19 protein-coding genes are annotated in these 18,476 nt (G+C 34.1%); all 19 read right to left on the bottom strand.

All coding sequences use genetic code 11. From position 1 onward, the window contains the following. Positions 1-546 (bottom strand): cache domain-containing protein (locus Q0C22_RS10150; RefSeq protein ID WP_291494407.1); only part of this gene is annotated, 546 nt, incomplete at its 3' end. A gap of 20 nt (positions 547-566) precedes the next feature. Then, a complete protein-coding gene (locus tag Q0C22_RS10145; protein WP_291494405.1) occupies positions 567-1,661 on the bottom strand; it encodes an aminopeptidase in 1,095 nt (364 codons plus the stop codon). Then, positions 1,639-1,833 (bottom strand): DUF2892 domain-containing protein, encoded by a 195-nt coding sequence (locus Q0C22_RS10140; protein WP_287006778.1) that lies wholly within the window; start codon positions 1,831-1,833, stop codon positions 1,639-1,641. Before Q0C22_RS10140 ends, Q0C22_RS10145 begins: the two co-directional genes overlap by 23 nt. Positions 1,834-1,845: 12 nt before the next feature. Further along, entirely contained in the window at positions 1,846-2,406 is a 561-nt protein-coding gene (locus Q0C22_RS10135) for a CDP-alcohol phosphatidyltransferase family protein (protein ID WP_291494403.1), read from the bottom strand. Then, complete coding sequence (gene lepB, locus Q0C22_RS10130; protein ID WP_092129109.1) at positions 2,396-3,040, bottom strand: signal peptidase I; 645 nt, start codon at positions 3,038-3,040, stop codon at positions 2,396-2,398. Before lepB ends, Q0C22_RS10135 begins: the two co-directional genes overlap by 11 nt. 12 nt (positions 3,041-3,052) lie before the next feature. Further along, the gene (gene lepA, locus Q0C22_RS10125; RefSeq protein ID WP_291494400.1) at positions 3,053-4,852 is read right to left on the bottom strand and encodes a translation elongation factor 4; all 1,800 of its coding nucleotides are present in this window, start codon (positions 4,850-4,852) and stop codon (positions 3,053-3,055) included. Then, positions 4,830-5,246 carry a hypothetical protein gene (locus Q0C22_RS10120; protein ID WP_291494398.1) on the bottom strand — a complete coding sequence of 139 codons (417 nt, stop codon included), beginning with the start codon at positions 5,244-5,246 and terminating at the stop codon, positions 4,830-4,832. Before Q0C22_RS10120 ends, lepA begins: the two co-directional genes overlap by 23 nt. Then, the gene (locus Q0C22_RS10115) at positions 5,216-5,764 is read right to left on the bottom strand and encodes a phospholipase D family protein (protein ID WP_291494397.1); all 549 of its coding nucleotides are present in this window, start codon (positions 5,762-5,764) and stop codon (positions 5,216-5,218) included. Before Q0C22_RS10115 ends, Q0C22_RS10120 begins: the two co-directional genes overlap by 31 nt. After that, positions 5,724-7,175 (bottom strand): IMP dehydrogenase, encoded by a 1,452-nt coding sequence (gene guaB / locus Q0C22_RS10110; RefSeq protein ID WP_291494395.1) that lies wholly within the window; start codon positions 7,173-7,175, stop codon positions 5,724-5,726. The genes Q0C22_RS10115 and guaB overlap by 41 nt, the downstream gene beginning before the upstream one ends. 10 nt (positions 7,176-7,185) lie before the next feature. Continuing rightward, positions 7,186-9,201 carry a glycine--tRNA ligase subunit beta gene (gene glyS, locus Q0C22_RS10105; protein ID WP_291494392.1) on the bottom strand — a complete coding sequence of 672 codons (2,016 nt, stop codon included), beginning with the start codon at positions 9,199-9,201 and terminating at the stop codon, positions 7,186-7,188. Beyond that, positions 9,198-10,040, bottom strand: a complete 843-nt coding sequence (locus Q0C22_RS10100; RefSeq protein ID WP_291494390.1) for a glycine--tRNA ligase subunit alpha — start codon at positions 10,038-10,040, stop codon at positions 9,198-9,200. Before Q0C22_RS10100 ends, glyS begins: the two co-directional genes overlap by 4 nt. Further along, the gene (gene xth, locus Q0C22_RS10095) at positions 10,037-10,822 is read right to left on the bottom strand and encodes an exodeoxyribonuclease III (RefSeq protein WP_291494388.1); all 786 of its coding nucleotides are present in this window, start codon (positions 10,820-10,822) and stop codon (positions 10,037-10,039) included. Before xth ends, Q0C22_RS10100 begins: the two co-directional genes overlap by 4 nt. A gap of 108 nt (positions 10,823-10,930) precedes the next feature. Beyond that, the gene (locus tag Q0C22_RS10090; RefSeq protein WP_291494386.1) at positions 10,931-11,956 is read right to left on the bottom strand and encodes an ABC transporter ATP-binding protein; all 1,026 of its coding nucleotides are present in this window, start codon (positions 11,954-11,956) and stop codon (positions 10,931-10,933) included. Beyond that, entirely contained in the window at positions 11,953-12,738 is a 786-nt protein-coding gene (locus tag Q0C22_RS10085; RefSeq protein ID WP_291494384.1) for an ABC transporter permease, read from the bottom strand. The genes Q0C22_RS10090 and Q0C22_RS10085 overlap by 4 nt, the downstream gene beginning before the upstream one ends. Positions 12,739-12,764: 26 nt before the next feature. Then, on the bottom strand, positions 12,765-13,694 hold the full coding sequence (locus tag Q0C22_RS10080; RefSeq protein WP_291494382.1) for an extracellular solute-binding protein: 930 nt from the start codon (positions 13,692-13,694) through the stop codon (positions 12,765-12,767). Positions 13,695-13,704: 10 nt separating this feature from the next. Next, entirely contained in the window at positions 13,705-14,889 is a 1,185-nt protein-coding gene (locus tag Q0C22_RS10075; RefSeq protein ID WP_291494380.1) for a molybdopterin molybdotransferase MoeA, read from the bottom strand. A 6-nt stretch (positions 14,890-14,895) separates the two neighbouring features. After that, positions 14,896-16,116: an FAD-dependent oxidoreductase gene (locus Q0C22_RS10070; protein WP_291494378.1), complete on the bottom strand. Its 1,221-nt coding sequence runs from the start codon at positions 16,114-16,116 to the stop codon at positions 14,896-14,898. A gap of 56 nt (positions 16,117-16,172) precedes the next feature. Further along, complete coding sequence (locus Q0C22_RS10065) at positions 16,173-17,981, bottom strand: aldehyde ferredoxin oxidoreductase family protein (protein ID WP_291494376.1); 1,809 nt, start codon at positions 17,979-17,981, stop codon at positions 16,173-16,175. Between the two features lies 1 nt (position 17,982). After that, positions 17,983-18,462: a 4Fe-4S dicluster domain-containing protein gene (locus Q0C22_RS10060; protein ID WP_272979485.1), complete on the bottom strand. Its 480-nt coding sequence runs from the start codon at positions 18,460-18,462 to the stop codon at positions 17,983-17,985. Positions 18,463-18,476 lie beyond the last annotated feature (14 nt).

Here is an 18,476-nt window from a genome sequence, read left to right as displayed (position 1 = left end):
CCCTGTACCTAAAATAAATCCAAAATCTTTATCGTATCTTACATAAGTTACTTTCCTATCAATTTTATTTGTTGAAGGATTTTTAAAATTGTATTCGACATAACCTGAACCTTGTTTTAAAGCAGTAGAAATTATTTCTTTAAAAATATATTTACCATTTGCATCTTTAAAGTCTAAAACATTTTTCCCCTCAAGCGAAGGGTCTGCCCTGTCCGCAAGCAATACACCATCTCTATCAACTACAAATATATAATTATTATTTCCGTACTTAACCTTTTTAATCCAATCAAGCGCGACTGCTTTTGCATCATCAAAACTCAATTCTCCGTTTTTGTACCTTTCGTATGGTCTTTGAATCATGGATGACACAGAATCTATAATGGAAACCAAGTTTTTCTTGTTATATGAAATAATTAATTCTTTTGTTGAGTTAATTTCCTGCTTTTCTAAGTTTAAATTCCAGTAAATTGCGTATATACCAAACAAACCAACAAAAATTAATACACTTAAAACACCGTATAAAACCATTTTTGTTTTGAAACTCATACATCCTCCACCTTAACTAATTAATCAAAATTCAAATATTGAGAACCATCGTCTTTTATAACAATCACACTGGGATTAAAAAGTACAAAATCCTGATGAAATGGGACACTAACTTTGCCACCAAAAGATGAATTGTCTCCCAAAGCCATATGTATGGTTCTGTAAATTTTTTCAGCTTCTAGGATATTGAGTGGATCTTTTGCTTTAGTGTTTGTACCAATGCCAAGCTCAGCTACATTTGCAGCTTGTGGATGTTGATCAATTATCTTTTTTAGCGTTTTAGCGTAATTATCACTTCCTATAATTTCATTTAGCATACCATCTTTTATAACAAAACATAAATTACCATCAAACTTAAATGTAGGTCCAAACTCTGCTACAAAATAACCATTTGTTTTGCCTTCATTTGGCGCAATAAACACTTCTCCGGCAGGCAAATTTCCAAAACTACCCGGTTTATCCAATAAACCATAATCGGTTAAAAATTCTCTACCTTCTAAATTAAACTCTATTTGTGTGCCATTTTTGGCATTAATTTTTATTATTTTAGCGTTTTTTACGACCTCGTATACTTGAAGCGTTTTATCTTTTAGTTCTTCTATGTCAATGCTTAATGGTCCAAAAAGCATACTTTCGTCAAATAAAGGCATACTTGCATACCTGCTTAAAGCGGTATTGGTTAAAAGTTTTCTAAAAAATGTATGGCTTGTAGAATAATTTGGCAGCGCAATAATAACATCTACACAATCGCACTTTTGTTTGACAATATCTTCTATAAAAGCTTTTTCTTGGTCGCTTAAAGTTTTAGCAATTATTTTGTCTTTTAGGTGTTCAAACTGATTTGTGCAGGGCTTGCCAAAAGCAATTTCCCAAAGCTCAAAAGGTGGCTCACTTGCAGGTGAGCCAAGTGAATCATATTCAAAGTAAAAAGCTTTTGCAAATGAATTTGCTTCTTCAAAAAAAGCTTTTGCTATGTATGGAAGCTTTTTCCTTCGTAATTTTTCTTTTTCATCAACATCCTCATTTAGAATATCTGTAAACACAAGACATCGCTCGTTGGGTTTCAAACCCATATTGTCTTTGAGTATTTTTTTAATTATCCTGTCTGCGTTCATATGTGTTTACACCTATTAAATCGTACAATGTACATTTTTGCAAGATTGCAGTGCCAAGCACCATCGCGCCTGGAACAATGAGTGCTTTCTTTTTTAGTAATCCACATAAAATCAAACCAGCACCAATTGCATATCTAATCTTTTGGTCAAGTCCACCTACATTTTTTTTCATTAAAAACCTCCCTTAAGCTTTAATTAAATATAAAGCTTTTTTTACATAATGCAACAGAGCAAAAATCGAAAATGCAAAGGTTATATATACGATAACACTTAAAGCTAAATTATTGTGCAAAATATTAAGTTTCTCAAACAAAATATAAAGCAAAAGAACAATTTGAAAAAATGTAGCAAGTTTACCTGCATAAGAGCTTTTTATGACATGTTCTTTATTGTATGTCAAAATTACAAGGCTTCCAACAATCAAAACTGTATCTTTAAAAAATACTGTAACCCACAAAAATTGTGGTATAGCTCCTTTTATTGTAAAAAGCAAAAATGCATAATTTATCAAAATTTTATCTGCCAAAGGATCAAGAAGTTTGCCAATAAGTGTAGTCTGGTTTAACTTTCTAGCCAAAAAACCATCCAGAAAGTCTGTAACTGATGCAATAAATAATACAAAAAAAGCCTGCTTGTAAAACTCGTTTAAAAGTAAATAGATTGTTGGAGCAATGAGTATAATTCTAAAAAAAGATAAACTATTTGGTAAATTTATAATTTTTTCATCGCAAAATTTATCTTCCATCTTGAGCATTTGTATTTATAATCTTAAATATTCGATTGAATCTTATTTTCCAATGATAAATTGAAAAATAAATAATAAACGGCTCACCTGTAATATCGTAGCGAGGCACAAAACCCCAGAACCTTGAGTCGTAAGAATTATCCCTGTTGTCACCCATCATAAAATACTCATGTGGTGGAACCTTAACAGGCCCCCAATTATCCCTTGAGCCATAAGGCGTTGTGATGCCTGGTATTTGAGCATTTCTTGGATAAATAATAGGACTCGAAAAATAAGCGTATGGTTCATAGACTTTTTTACCATTTATGTAAACCTGCCTGTTTATTATCTGAACCGTATCACCGGGTACACCCATGCAACGTTTAATAAAATGCACGCTTGGGTCAGGTGGATACCTAAAAACTACAATATCTCCAACTTTTGGGTCTTTGCCTTTCCATAAAAATTCATGCGTAAAAGGTATCTTTATGCCGTAGGATATCTTGTTTACAAGTATATAATCGCCAGGCAATAGTGTGGGCTCCATTGAACCAGATGGAATTTTAAAAGCTTCAATAAAAAATGTCCTTATAAAAAGCGCTATTAATAGCGCTATAAGTATTGATTTTGTCCAATCCCAAAATTTTTTTGACATAACCACTCCTTTTTATCTTTTTGTGGGTTCCAAAAGTTTCATAAAGGCCTCCTTTGATATAGCAACCTTACCTAATTGTTTTAACTTTTTTTTGCCTTCTTTTTGCTTTTCAAGCAATTTTCTTTTGCGTGTTATATCACCACCATAGCATTTTGCAAGCACATCTTTTCGAAGAGCTTTTATTTCCTCTTTTGCTATAATTTTGCCACCTACTTTTGCCTGAAGTCTTATCTCAAACAATTGCCTTGGCACAAATTCTTTGAGTTTTGCTAGCACCTCACGAGCCTGAGTGTAGGCTTTATCTTTATGAACAATTTGAGAAAAACTATCTATTGGTTCGTTGTTTATTAAAATGATCATTTTTACAAGATCTGATGGCTTATATCCCTCAAATTCGTAATTAAAAGAAGCATAACCCCTTGTTATTGATTTAAGCGTATCATAAAAGTTTGTTATTGTTTCAGATAAAGGAGCACTGTAGGTAATTAAACATCTATTTGCAGATAAATAGCTTAAATTTTTTTGATATCCTCTTTTTTCCTGCAACAAGTTTAATACGCTACCAATATACTCAGATGGAGTTATAACATCAATGCTTACATAAGGCTCTAAAATAGATTTAATAAATTGGGGTTCAGGTAAGTCTTTGGGATTTGAAACTTCAATCATGCTACCATCGGTTTTTTCTACCTTATACAAAACAGATGGCGTAGTAACAACTATATCTAAATCAAATTCTTCTTCTAAGCGTTCTTTTGTTATATTCATATGAAGCATGCCTAAAAAACCACATCTAAAGCCAAAACCTAAAGAATCGCTTTTTTCTGGTTCAAATTCCAAACTTGAGTCATTTAATTTAAGTTTTTCTAAACCTTCTTTTAAATCATCGTATTTTTCCGTGTCTGTGGGGTATATGCCAGCATATACAAATGGCTTTATTTTTTTAAAACCTTTAAGCGCTTCTTTTGCTGGGTTACTTGCAAGCGTAATAGTATCACCAACAAGCACATCTTCTATATTTTTAATATTGGATATTAAAATACCAACTTCACCGGCATGCAAAGTTTCTATTTCTTTTGGTTTTGGTGTCAATACGCTTATACTTTCAACATTATACTCTTTTTTATTTGAAAATATCATTATACGATCGCTAATCTTGATTTCGCCTTCAAATACTCTAACAAGACAAACAACACCTTTATAGTTATCATACCATGAATCAATAATAAGAGCTTTAAGTGTCTCTTCGTTATTGATTTTTGGTGGAGGTATATATTTTATTATGGCTTCCAAAACTTTATCGGTACCTATATCGTTTTTTGCTGAAATCAAAATAGCACCGGAAGCATCTAAACCCAAATTTTCTATTTCACTTTTTGTTTTTTCTATATCTGCTGTGGGTAAATCTATTTTGTTTATAACAGGTATTATTTCAAGGTTGTTTTCTAAAGCTAAATATAAATTTGCAACCGTTTGTGCCTCAACACCTTGTGTGGCATCAACTACAAGCAATGCACCCTCGCATGCCGATAAGCTTTTTGATACCTCGTATGTAAAATCAGCATGGCCTGGAGTATCAATCATATTTAATTCGTATAAGACACCATCGTATAAATACTCCATTCTAACAGCTTGAGCTTTTACGGTTATACCATGCCTGCGTTCCACTTCAAGATTATCTAAAACCTGATCTTTCATCTGCCTTTTATCAAGAGAGCCGGTTTTTTCAATCAGTCTATCAGCAAGCGTTGATTTGCCATGGTCAATATGGGCTATGATTGAAAAATTTCTAATGTTTTTTATATCTATCATATACTTTTTTTTCCAGTATATAAGTATCGTATCTTGCCTGTTTGCATAATAATGAACTGTCAATATTAATTAATTTAAAGACTTCTTCCAAAACACGTAAAGATTCCTCGGTTCTTTTAAAGTTTGCAATTAAAACATCAAATAAAGAATCTCTATTTTTTTCTTCTTTCAGTGTTACTTTTGTTAAACAGTCATTTTGTGTATCTCTGTGTTCAATTGAATCAATATGTTTTTTTGCAATAGAACCTAAAAGTGCACGTATGCTTTTAGAGAAAGTTGCTAATTCTTCATCATCATATCCAAACCTTATTATATCTTCAACTACACGAAGAGCTTCTTTTGAACGATTCAAATTAGCATCAATTATTCTTTTGCAGGCAGCGCTTGATTCCATAATTCCTCAAATTGTTTTTTGTAAATATTTGCAATATCTGACCTATCAATAATTAAAACATTTTCATCGTTTGCCTTAGGAGCCTGTGCAGTCCAGTTGAGAGAGCCCGTTTCAACAATTTTATCGTCAAAAATGGCAAACTTATTATGCATTATGCCGTATCTATCGTAATATCTGTGTGGCTTTGCAAATCTGATATCAATACCATGTTTTATTAAATAAGCAAATTTTGAATATTTATTTTTTGGGCTATTCCATTCTCCATCAAGTAGCAATCGCACTTTTACGCCGCGCTTTTTCGCATTTATTAGGCTTTGAGCAAGAGGTCTTGATGTAAATGAGTACATAGCGACATCAATAGACTTTTTTGAGTGGTCTATAAGGTTAACAATCTTTTCTATAGGCACATCAGATGGTGTAAAATATACTTCAATATCGCGCGCATATGCAATATTATTTAAAACTAAGAATAAAACACTAAATATTATAGTTAGGCGCTTCTTTTGTAATAATAACATCGTGAACATGACTTTCTCTCCATGAGTTTTCTGAAATCTGAATAAATGGCACTTCTCTAAGCTCTTCAATGGTTTTTGAACCAGTATAACCCATGCCTGCCTTCAGACCACCAACAAGCTGGTATAATACATCTTTTAATTCACCTTTATAGGGAACTCTACCTTCAATACCTTCTGGCACAAACTTTTCAGGCTCAACTTCGTCCTGGAAATACCTTTCCTTGCCGCCTTTTTCCATTGCAGAAAGCGATCCCATACCTCTGTAAACTTTGTACTTTCTGCCTTGGTATATAATAGACTCACCAGGTGATTCTTCTACGCCTGCAAGCAAGTTGCCAATCATTACACATGCGGCACCTGCAGCTAGCGCCTTTACTATATCACCAGAATACTTAATTCCGCCATCAGCAATAATTTTTATACTAAATTTGTCAGCTTCTTCTGCGCATTCTGAAATTGCTGTAATCTGCGGTACGCCAACACCTGCAATAATGCGTGTTGTACAAATAGATCCAGGTCCAATGCCTACTTTTACAACATCAGCACCAGCTTCTATTAAACTTCTTGTTCCTTCGCGTGTGGCTACATTACCACCTATTACACAGCAGTCAAACTTAGACTTTATCCTTTCTATAGTCTTTAATACTTTTACAGAGTGTCCATGCGCTGAATCTAATACTATAATATCAGCACCTGCTTCTAAAAGTGCTTTAGCTCTTGATTCACCATCTTTTGTGCCAACACTTGCAGCTACCAAAAGCCTGCCTTTTGAATCTTTTGTAGCGTCCGGGTACTCTTCTTTTTTTATTATATCTTTTATTGTAATTAAACCTTTCAATTTATAATCTTTATCTACAATGGGTAATTTTTCGATTTTATTTTTTTTGAGATATTCAATTGCTTCTTTGAGCGTTGTACCTTCTGGAGCTACAATTAAACCTTTAGAAGTCATTAGGTCTTTTACTTTTTTTGTATAATCTGTCTCGAATCTTAAATCTCTATTAGTTATAATGCCAACGAGTGTATTATTGTTATCAGTTACCGGTATGCCAGATATATGGTAGTTCCGCATCAAATTAAGGCAATCATTTATCGTAGCATCCGGGTGAATAACAATAGGATCCGTTATCATACCGCTCTCACTTTTTTTGACCCTAATTACCTGCCTTACCTGTTCTTCTATAGTCATGTTTTTATGTATAACACCAAGGCCTCCGTTTCTTGCCATGCCTATTGCCATCCTATATTCTGTAACTGTATCCATGGCGGCTGAAATTATTGGAATCTTTAATGCATACCTGTTTGTCAGGTTTGTACTTGTATCAACTTCGTTAGGTAAAACATGAGATTTTCTTGGAATTAAAAGCACATCGTTAAATGTCAAACCCAAAGTGTCTTTAAGTCTAATCATACACTCACCTTTAAATGTTTAAATATTTAAAATTTGCTACTTTTAATACTAATTGTTTGTAGTTGTTTAATAAAGCCAATCTATTATTTTTGATTTTTTCATCCTTATCCATAATAAGAACATTATCAAAAAAACTTGATATTATATTGTTGTCTATCATGTTTTTTAAATAAGATAAATAATCTTTAGTTTGCAAAAATTTTTCCAGATTTTGTTTTAAAGATTCTACAAATTCAAAAAATTTAGCTTCTTCGTTAAAAACAAAAAGCTCACGATCAACATCTATTTTTTTAAAACCATCTGGCACTATATTAAACACCCTTTTTATGCTATACAAATCGTCTTCATTGCTTTGAGTGTAAAAATCTTTTAATGCCTCGATTTTTAAAAATGCATCGTAAATATCGCTAAAATCAACCTCAACCACAGCTTTTACAATCTGGCTATGTTCTTCGAACATATTTATAAATCTCACTTTTATAAATTCAAGTGTTTGGCTTACTGAATTTAATTGAGGCTTTCCTTGTTTATCATAAAGATTTGCCGAAAATTCAACAATATCTTTAATATTAAAATTTAGTTTTGTGTTTAATGCAATTTTTATAATCGAAAGAGCTGCCCGGCGCAGTCCGTAGGGATCTTTATTGCCACTTGGCTTTAGATCAGCTATCATACCACCAACAATCAAATCAAACTTATCAGCTAATGATAGAGCTATACCTTCTTTTGTTTTAGGGTAAACTTCATCCTTGGGTAAATACTGTTCGTATATGCAGTTTGCTACAAGCTCTTTTTCTAATTGCTTTTTTGCAATAATTGAGCCCATTATACCTTGTACTTCTGGAAATTCATAAACCATATGGGTTAAAAGATCTGCTTTTGATAAATATGCTGCACGCTGCGCCACATCTACATCTGCACCAATATTACCTGCTATTTTTTTGGTAAGCTCAACAAGCCTCTCCACTCTATCATACATTGACCCTAGTTTTTTATGAAAAAGCATATGTCTTAGCTTATCTACCAGGTCTGACAACTTGACTTTTAAATCTTCTTCATAGAAAAAGGCTGCATCTTTAAAACGAGCCCTTAAAACACGTTCATTCCCTTTTACAATAACTGAATCATCATCTGTAATCATGTTTGAAACTATGCAAAATTTATTTGTAAGCTTACCATTGTTTAAAGAGTAAAAGTATTTTTGATTGGCTTTCATTGAACTTATTAAAACTTCCTGGGGCAATTTGAGAAACTCTTCTTCAAAAGTACCTTCCAGGCAATTTGGATATTCTACCAAATTTACAACTTCATTTAACAAATCCTCATCTAAAACATAGCGCTTTTGCGCGTTTGATAGTTTTTCAAGCGAATCTTTAATAATTGATTTCCTTGCATGTTGATCTACTATTACATAGTGCTTTTTAAGTTCTTCCTTGTAGTCTTTTGATATTAAATCTATTTTGTGGCAAGCCAAAAATCTGTGACCAAATGTGTAAGAAACGCTAGGCTTGCCAAACAAAGAACATTCTATCACTTCGTTGTCAGCTAAAAGCACCAAATTGTGTACGGGCCTTAAAAAAACAAAATCGCCACTTCCCCAGCGCATTTGCTTTTCAAATGGGATTGAGCTTAAAAATTCACTAAAAATACTGCATAAAAGCTCTTTTACTAACTTTTGTGTTTGTTTTGCAAAAACGCACGCATAAGTACCTTTGCTTGTATTTTCAAAAAAGCACTCATCAATATTTGCATTGTTTTTTTCTAAAAAACTTAATAGAGCTTTTGTTGGATTATTATCTTTGTCAAAACATACGTTTTTTGGCGGTCCAAAAATTTTTTGATTTTGCTGTTTTGTAAACTCTTTACAATTAATTATAGCAGCTATGCGTCTTGGCGTAAAATATACACTGGCACTCTGATAATCAACATTATGCTTATCCAAAGCCGCACAAAGCAAGCTATCATTTATATTAAGCAACTCTTTTGCTGGTAATTCTTCTGTTAACAATTCAAACAATACCCTCATTGGCTTTCTCCTACATAAGCTTTTGCTATGGCAACAGCCAGATCGCGCACTCTTTTTATATAATGCGTACGCTCTGATACGCTAATTGCACTCCTTGCATCAAGCAGGTTAAAAACATGAGAACATTTAATACAATAATCATACGCTGGCCTTATAAGATTAGCCTGTATGCACCTGTTTGATTCATTTTCAAACATGTTAAATAACTCAAAAAGCATTTTTACATCAGCAACTTCAAAATTGTATGTAGAATACTCCCACTCATCGGCTTTATGAATATCACCATATGTGAGTTTATCATTAAATTTCATATCAAAAACATTTTCAACGCCCTGAATATACATACCCAATCGTTCTGTACCGTATGTAATCTCAACAGGTATAAGTTTTAAATCCACACCACCAATCTGTTGAAAATATGTAAACTGGGTTACTTCCATACCATCTAACCATACTTCCCAGCCAAGACCCCATGCGCCAAGCGTAGGAGATTCCCAGTTATCTTCAACAAACCTTATGTCGTGTTGCTTTACCGATATGCCTAAAAATTCAAGGCTTTCTAAATACATGTCCTGAATATCTTCCGGGGAAGGCTTAATAATTACTTGATATTGGTAGTAATGTTGGAGTCTATTGGGATTTTCACCATACCTGCCATCGGTTGGTCTTCTTGAAGGAGCAGTATAGGCAACACTCCAAGGCTTATCGCCAAGCGATTTTAATACTGTAGCAGGATGAAATGTACCCGCACCAGACTCAATGTCGTAGGGTTGCAATATTACACAGCCTTTGGATTTCCAAAACTCCGATAATTTTAGTGGTATGTCCTGATAATTCATGATACACCGCCTGTATTTATGTTTACTTTTGCATAAACTGGTGCGTGGTCAGATGCACCAGGCTTTGCACGTTCTTTTTCGTCTATATCGCAAAACACGACTTTTTCAAAAATTTCTTTTGTTGTCAAAATATAATCTACCCTCATGCCTTTGTTTCTTAAAAAAGAATTTGCTCTATAATCCCAAAAACTAAATAGTTTTTTGTCTTTATAAAACTCGCGACATACATCAAAAAAACCGATGTTTAATATATCCTGTAAGGCATTTTTCTCTGAGTGTGTAAAGCCGATTTGATCACTCATCTGCGAGCTATTATAAACATCCAGGTCTGATAATGCAACATTTAAATCACCCATAAGTATTATTTGTTTTGTATCTTTCATTAAAGAAATTAAATACTCTTTTAATTTAGAAAGGTAATCTAACTTATAGTAATAATCACCTGTTCCAACCTGTTTACCGTTTGGTATGTACACATTTATAATTTTAATACTATTAATTTCGCAGCTTATCATACGCTTTTGGGCTCTTGCATCAAGTGCGAAACCTTTTTTAACGTTTTCCATTGGGAATTTCGAAGCAATTGCAACACCATTAAAACCAACTTCTCCAAAACTTTCAACATTATAACCTAAATCTTTGAAATTATTATATGGAAATTTATCATCTGGTGCTTTAATTTCTTGCATAGCTATAACATCTATGTTTTTTTGGGTTATCCAATCTAAAATTTTATCAAGCCTAACTCTAATAGAGTTTACGTTCCATGTAGCTATTCTCATTACTTTTCCTTTCTAAAAATTTAAATTTATTACCTTCAATGCAAAAATGGCTCTTTGCCATAAAGCATTTAATATTGAATATATTAGCTATAATGTAATTTTTTTCAACTATTGATCTGGCAAAATTCTAATAGACGTTCTAGAAAAGCTTGCATAAATATTGGTGCCAATTTTTATATTCAGCTCGTCAAAATAGTATTTTGTGAGGCTTACTTTTAGCTTAAAGCCACAATTTAAATAAACATTATACACATGTCCGTTGAAACTATAATCCATTACCTCGCATGGTATACAATTTTCAAGATTTGTTTTTTGTCTTGTTAAAATAATCATATCTGGTCTTATAAGACAAAGCACTTTATCAAATTCTAGATTGTCTGTAGTTATAATCTGATCTTGTATACTAACTTTATCTATCGAAGTGCGTTTTGCTTTTAAAATATTGAAATCCAAAAATTCTGCACCATGCATATCGTATGGAGAAATCAAAAACTCGCTTAAACTCTGGACATACTTCAGGTATCCATCGCTCATAATGCCTATATAATCAGCTACATACATTGCTTCTGTGATATCGTGTGTTACAAACAAGCTTGCGTAATTAAATTTTTTTAATATAGCTTTTATCTCTTTTAATAAAAGAGGTTTTTCAAGGTAAGAAATATCGGATGTGGGTTCGTCAAACAAGATAATACCAGGGTCAGTGCAAAGCGTTCTTGCAAGGGCGACTCTTTGTTTTTGTCCGCTACTTAGCTGGTGTGGTTTTCTTTTTAAAAAATCTTTCAGGTTGAATATATCGATTATTTCTTCGAGTTTTAATTTGCCTTTATTGAATTTTAAACCATAAGATACGTTTTCCAAAATACTTAAGTGTGGAAATAATCCCAGGTTTGAACCAATATAGCCTATTTTTCTTTCCTGTGGCTTTTTGCATGTTATATTCGTATTTTTTAGAATGATATTGCCTGATGTAATAGGCTCTAAACCACATAAACACTCAAGCAACTTGGTTTTTCCTGCACCATTTCTGCCAAGTATTACTAAAATGCTATTATCTTTTAAACTAAAACTTATGTCTTTTAATCTAAAGTTGCCAAATGTAGCATTTAAATTTTCAACTTCCAAAACATTCATCGCTTTATCAAAAACCTAAGCGTCAAAAAGAAACCAATACATATAAGCAAAAGGTAGGCTGCAATAGCAGCTGATGTCTCAAGGTTCATTTCATTAAAAGCATTGTAAATTTTAACAGGAGCTGTCATTGGATAATATGCAAGCATAACAACTGCGCCAAACTCAGAAATAGCCCTTGCCCATACCAATATAAAACCAGAATAAATTGCGCTTTTTGATAATGGCATATAAATGTCTTTAAAGATATTAAACTCGCTTGCACCCAGCATTTTTGCTGTTTTCTCTAGTTCTTTATCAATGCTTTTAAAACTTTCTTTAGCTGCATTAACCATATACGGCAAAGACACAAACAACATTGCTATAGTAATGGCAATGCGCGTACCTGTAATCTGAAATCTAAATAACTCATAAGAAAGACTGCCGATAATACCTTCTCTGCCATATATGAATAACAAAGCGATACCAGCTACAGTGTGTGGTATAGAAATTGGAATATCAGATATTGTTTCTACAAGCTTGTTGAATTTTTTGAAAAAATTTTTAGATAAAAGATAAGCAAATGGCACACCAACTATTATAGACATCAATCCGCAAACAAACGATAAAGAAAGGCTATTAAAAATTGCTTCCAATACAGAACTTTGCTCTATTACGCTAACAGTTTTTGGATTTATAAACAGTACAAGACGCGCAAGAGGAACAATTATAAAAACAAGCACAAAAATGCTTATGATTAAAAATGAAACTTTTAGAGCTTTATCGCTTAAATAATTGTGCTTCATATTGATAAGAGAGGAAAAGCTTCCTCTCACTTAGTCAATTTTTTAACAACTGGCGGTATCTGAGCTATGTCCCCTACAGCTATAGCTGGACTGATTGCGGGCTGTCCGCTGTCGCTTAATATTTTTTGACCTTCTTTTGAAATTAAAAAGGCTAAAAACTTTGCAGCCAGTTCTTTGTGTTTTGCCTGATTGGGTATTGATATGCCATAAATTATTGGTATACCGGGTGCTACTTTACCGGATTTTAACTTAAATGATACCTGTGAATAATATTTTGCATATTTTGGATCACCAAAGTTTATTTCATTTGGTAATTGTACATAGTCTAAACCATACTGTTTTGCTATGGATAAATACTCAAAAGCGTAATCAAGCTCTCCTGCTTTTAGATAAGCAATCAAATCTTCAGCTTTTGGTCTTATGTTGTTTTTATTTACATGCGATAAAAGATAATCTGCAAGTTGAGGCTTATGATAATAAATAGAAGCAAGTTTTAAAACCATAACGGCTGTATAACCACCTGGGTCAAGGTTTGGGTTGCCGTAACCCCAGCTAACATCTTTTTTTGAAAGTATCTCATACCAGTTGTTTGAATTGATTTGTTTTGCATATTTGCTTTTTGGCGTATATGACAATACCTCCTGATTTGTAGAAAACTGCAAATACCAGCTTGTGTATTTTGGCATCAAGTCTTTTGGAAACAAAGAATAATCAGCCAATGCAACAATATCCGGTGTGGCATGCAAATCTGTAATCATTCTCACAATCTTTACACTGCCAAAAGCTTCATTTTGAAACTTTACATTTGTGTGATAAGTCTTGTTGAAAGCTTCTTCAATTTCTTTAAACGGTTTAGCCAAACTTCCTGCCTGCATAACAACAAGCGTGCTAGCAAATGATGTGCTTGCAAAAAATAATACCGCAATTACCAATACAAGCCTGGAAAATAGTTTCATAAAGTACCTCCTATATAAAAAAGAATTCGAGCATCTCACCTTTTTTTGCAATTTCTACTTCTTTTGGTATAGCTAAAAACGCATTTGCTTTAGATAGGGCACTAAAGTCACCAGAACCATTGTAATTTATCTTATAGGCTACATAACCGTCTTGGCAAAAAACTACTTTTGTTGGCAAAAAATGCATCCTATCCGATTTCTTTTTGTAATCAAAATCAATCTTGCACTTTAGAAAATCCACATCAAAATCTTTGCATTTTAACATCTTTGAAATAATATTTCCTACAAACAACCTAAAGACACTAAATGTTGATACCGGGTTTCCAGGTGAACCAATAATAAAACAATTGCCTTTTTTTGCTATAATTGTTGGTCTTCCTGGTTTCATATCAATGGTTCTAATTAGTATTTTGGCGCCTATGGCGTTTAGCGCTTCCTGGGTATAATCCTTATCGCCAAATGAAGATCCGCCTGTTATTATTACGATATCACAGTTTAAGGTAGCACTATTAAGTGTATGTTGTATCTTTTGTGGGTCATCTAAAATACGTCCATAATCAATCGCTTCTTGATTAAACTGTCTTATCTGGGCAATTAAACTGTAGCGCGAGGTGTCAACAACGCTTGATGGTTTTTGTGGCTCACCAATATCAACTAGCTCATCGCCTGTTGTAATAACGCCAATATTTAATTTTCTGTAAACTTTTACGCTTTTATAGCCAAGTTGTGCAAGTAAATTGATCATATTTGGTTTTATTAGAGTACCTTCTTTTAATACAAGCTCATTCTTTTTTAAATCTTCTCCAAGGTAAGCTATATTTGAGCCTTTCTTTGGTGGTTTTATAAATTCAATAAAACCGTCTTTTTCTATGACAGCTTCAAATTCTACAACACTATCGCAATCATCTGGCACTTTGGCGCCTGTCATTATACGCACACAATACCCTTTTTGGGTTTGAATGTTTGTTTCTTGGCCTGCATAAATTACATCCTGGATTTTAAGCCTTTTGGGCAAATCATCTTCAAATCTGAAAGCAAAACCGTCCATTGTGGCTTTGTTAAATGGGGGAAAATCTATATTTGATATAATATCAATTGCCAGTACTCTGTTTATAGACTCAATTAAATCAACCTCTTGGGTTTGAGTTACAAGCTTTGGCTGAATTGATTGGATTGCTTCATAAAATGTGGTCATGATCACCTACCTATAGTTAAGCTCACTTAAAAATTTTGGATAGTTCATAAATTGATTTAGATTATGAAAAATATCTATTTTGGTGCGTGTTTTTACTAGATTATAGTAAAGTCCTGCATCGTTTGTGTCTTTAATAAGTGTTGCTCCAATTATAAAACCAGATTCGTCAAAAAAAAGTTTTCTATAAAAAAACCTGTCTGGATCGTAAAACTCTATATTCTGTGCATCATCTTTATTGTAACCAACAACAGCAACATCTATACCAAAGACCTCTGTTGTGTTGTTTTTTATACTACCGTCGTAGGCTACATTTATACCTAAAATATTTTTTGCAGCAATAATTGCTTGCTCAACTGCCGTTATCCAGTTACCTTGAATAACACTTTTTCCTGTGACAAAATCTCTACCTTGAGCGCAATCGCCAGCTGCATAAACATCCTGAGCACTTGTTTTACAAAAATCGTCTATTACGATTCCTTTGTCTGTTTCTATCTCGCCTTTTAGAAAATCTACATTAGGCACAACACCTTTTCCCACAAGGAGTAAATCACAATCTATTTGATGATTGGATTTTAAGCTAAGTTTTATTGAGCCATCTGCGTTATCTTTTATGCTTTCTACATCATCATGTTTGTAGATAAATACATTTTTGTTTTTAAATATTTCTTCTAAGATATATGAAGCGCTTTTATCCACAACCTGAGAAAAAATTCTATCAGATGAAACTATTATGTGTTTTTTAACATCGTCTTTTAAATGAGATAGCGTTGGTAAACTAACAAGACCTGCACCAAGTGCCGCAACAGATTTTGCATCTGAAAATAACTTGCGCAATTTATCTGCATCGGATATATTTCTCAACGTTAACACCTTTTCATGCTTTATATGCGACTGTTTTGCGAAAGCACCTACTGCAATAAGCAAATACCTGTATGTATATGTATCAAACTGGGTATAGATTGTTTTTTTATTTGTATCAACTCTAAATACTTCATCTCCTAAATAAGCATCAATACCATTTTTTGGATAAAAGCTTTCATCTACAATGTAGAGATGATCTTTATCTGTATCAAATCCTGCATAGTAAGGTGTTAGGACCCTTGAGTATGCAGGTTCAGCTTCTTTATCAAATACAGCAACAGACATTTTCTTATCAAAAGCTCTTATAGTTTTTATTGCACTTAAACCCGCTGCTGAGTTGCCTATTATAATTAAATCATAGTGCATTTATCCCCCGCTTTGGTCTTAAGCGCAAAGTCTTCGAAGACTTTGCGCTTAAGATTTTATGCAATATTTAGCTCTTTTAGTTTTTCTTGCGTTGGCACTCCGTCAGATCCCCAGCCGCGCTCTTTGTAGTATTGAGGCAAAAGCTCAGATAACTTTGCAACCATGCCTTTTGCCGGGCCTTCTTTTACTGGCTCTTCAAGCAAGCGTTTTGGAAGTGTGTCCTGGGATGGATCAATACCAGCTTTGAGGTTAAATAAGCGCTCTATATTATATATGCGCTCTCCTGCTTTCATCATATCATCTTGAGTGTAATCCAAGCCTGTAGCGGCAGTAAATAGGTTTGTTATGTGGTTTATGTTTATTGCAAATGTGGTAAACAAACACATACCTACAGAGTCCACAACTGCTGTCACATCCTGGAAAGTTTTTGTCCAGAAAGCTTTATTTTCTGTTGTATAAGGATCAAGTTTTTCCGGTACACCCATAATTTCTGGTGAAATCATATAGCCTCTAACATGGCAGGCACCACGGTTTGATGTCGCATACTCCAAAGCCATACCTTGAGCCACTCTACCATCGTATGCTGGAAATTCTTGCTTTTTTACTGTCATGGAAAACTCTGGGTGTCCATATAAACTTGCAAGCCTATATGAGCCAAGAGCTAACTTTTCTCCAAAGCCTTCTTTTTTACCTGCTAGCTCAATCATTTTAACCATTGCATCAGCATCTCCAAACTTTAGAGGCATGCCTATATCGGATTGAGGTATTATGCCTTTTTCAAACATCTCCATAGCACATGCTACAGTAGCGCCTGCGCTTATTGGATCCATACCATATTGATTACAGATAAAATTTGCTTTTGTTATAGCATTTAAATCTGATACACCGCAGTCTGAGCCCAAAGCAAATATTGTTTCATACTCTGGACCCTCACCTGTTTCTAGCTTATACCTTGGATCAACCAGCTTTGTAACCCTTGCACATCCTATCATGCAGGACATACAGGCTTTATTTCTAACAAGCAAGGTGCTAGCAAGCGTTTCACCAGATATTTTTTCTGCATCTTCAAACATATCTGCCTGGAAGTTTCTTGTTGGAAGCAAGCCGTTTTGATTTATAACATTTACAAGCACAGCTGTGCCATATGCAGGAAGCCCAGCTGAAGTTACAGGCGATTCTTTTATTGCCCTGAAAGCATCTGTTGCCGCTTCTCTAAACTTCACTCTATCTGCTACCTTAACACCCAATGTGCCCCTTACAGCTATAGCTTTTAGATTCTTTGAGCCCATTACAGCACCAACACCGCTTCTGCCTGCTGCCCTGTGTTTATCATTCATAATAGCTGCGAATAATACCTGCTTTTCACCTGCTGGACCAATAGAAGCAATCTTTGCATCTCTATGGAAAGTTGAATGTAGATAATCTTCTACTTCATCAGAGGTTTTACCCCATATTTTAGAAGCATCTTTTATGGCTACCTGGTTGTTATAGATTGTAACATAAACCGGGTGAGCTGCTTTGCCTTCTATTATTACAAGATCAATACCTGCATACTTTAGTTCAGCTGGAAAATAACCACCAGAATTTGAACAAGCAATTGTGCCTGTTAGAGGGGATTTTGTAATCATCATATAGCGGCCATTTGCTGCACCGTATGTGCCAGTCAACGGTCCTGGGGCAAGTATTAGCTTGTTATCTTCAGAAAATGGGTCAACCGTTGGGTCTACTTCTTCCATGAAATACTTTGAAGCAAGACCCCTGCCGCCTAAATACAGCTTAGCCCATTCATAGTTTAAAGACTCAAAAGCATAAGTCATTTTAGAGAGGTTTATCCTTAAGACATTTCCTATCCATCCACCAAACATACTACACCTCCAATCGTCCTTCTTTTACAACATTTACATAGTTTAGAATCTTTGTCCTAAGAGGTGCATCCTCTTCCTCAAATGTTAGACAACCTGTTGGGCAAAATGCGACACACTCCGGGTAATCGCCGCCACAAAGGTTACATTTATCCGCTTTTTGTTTGTACTCCACATACTTTATCATACCAAACGGACAAGCGCTTACGCATGTTCTACAGCCTACACATTTTTCTTCAATTACTTCTACCACGCCAGTATCTGGGTGCTTTATTATAGCACCAGATGGACATGCTCTAGCACACCATGGATCATCACATTGCTGGCATGTAACCGTAACAAACGAAGCTTCTTCCAAAAATACTTCATTGTAGATGCGAGATAAGCTTGGAGCAAACATACCATGATGCTTAAAAGAACAGGCAAGCTCGCATGTTTTACAACCAATACACTTTGAAGGTTCGATTCTAATTCGCTTTGACATAGAAACCTCCCGTA

Source organism: Desulfurella sp., assembly GCF_023256235.1.
Taxonomy (GTDB): Bacteria; Campylobacterota_A; Desulfurellia; order Desulfurellales; family Desulfurellaceae; genus Desulfurella.
Note: the sequence above shows the minus strand (reverse complement) of the source record. Positions and strands in the feature narration are given on the sequence as shown.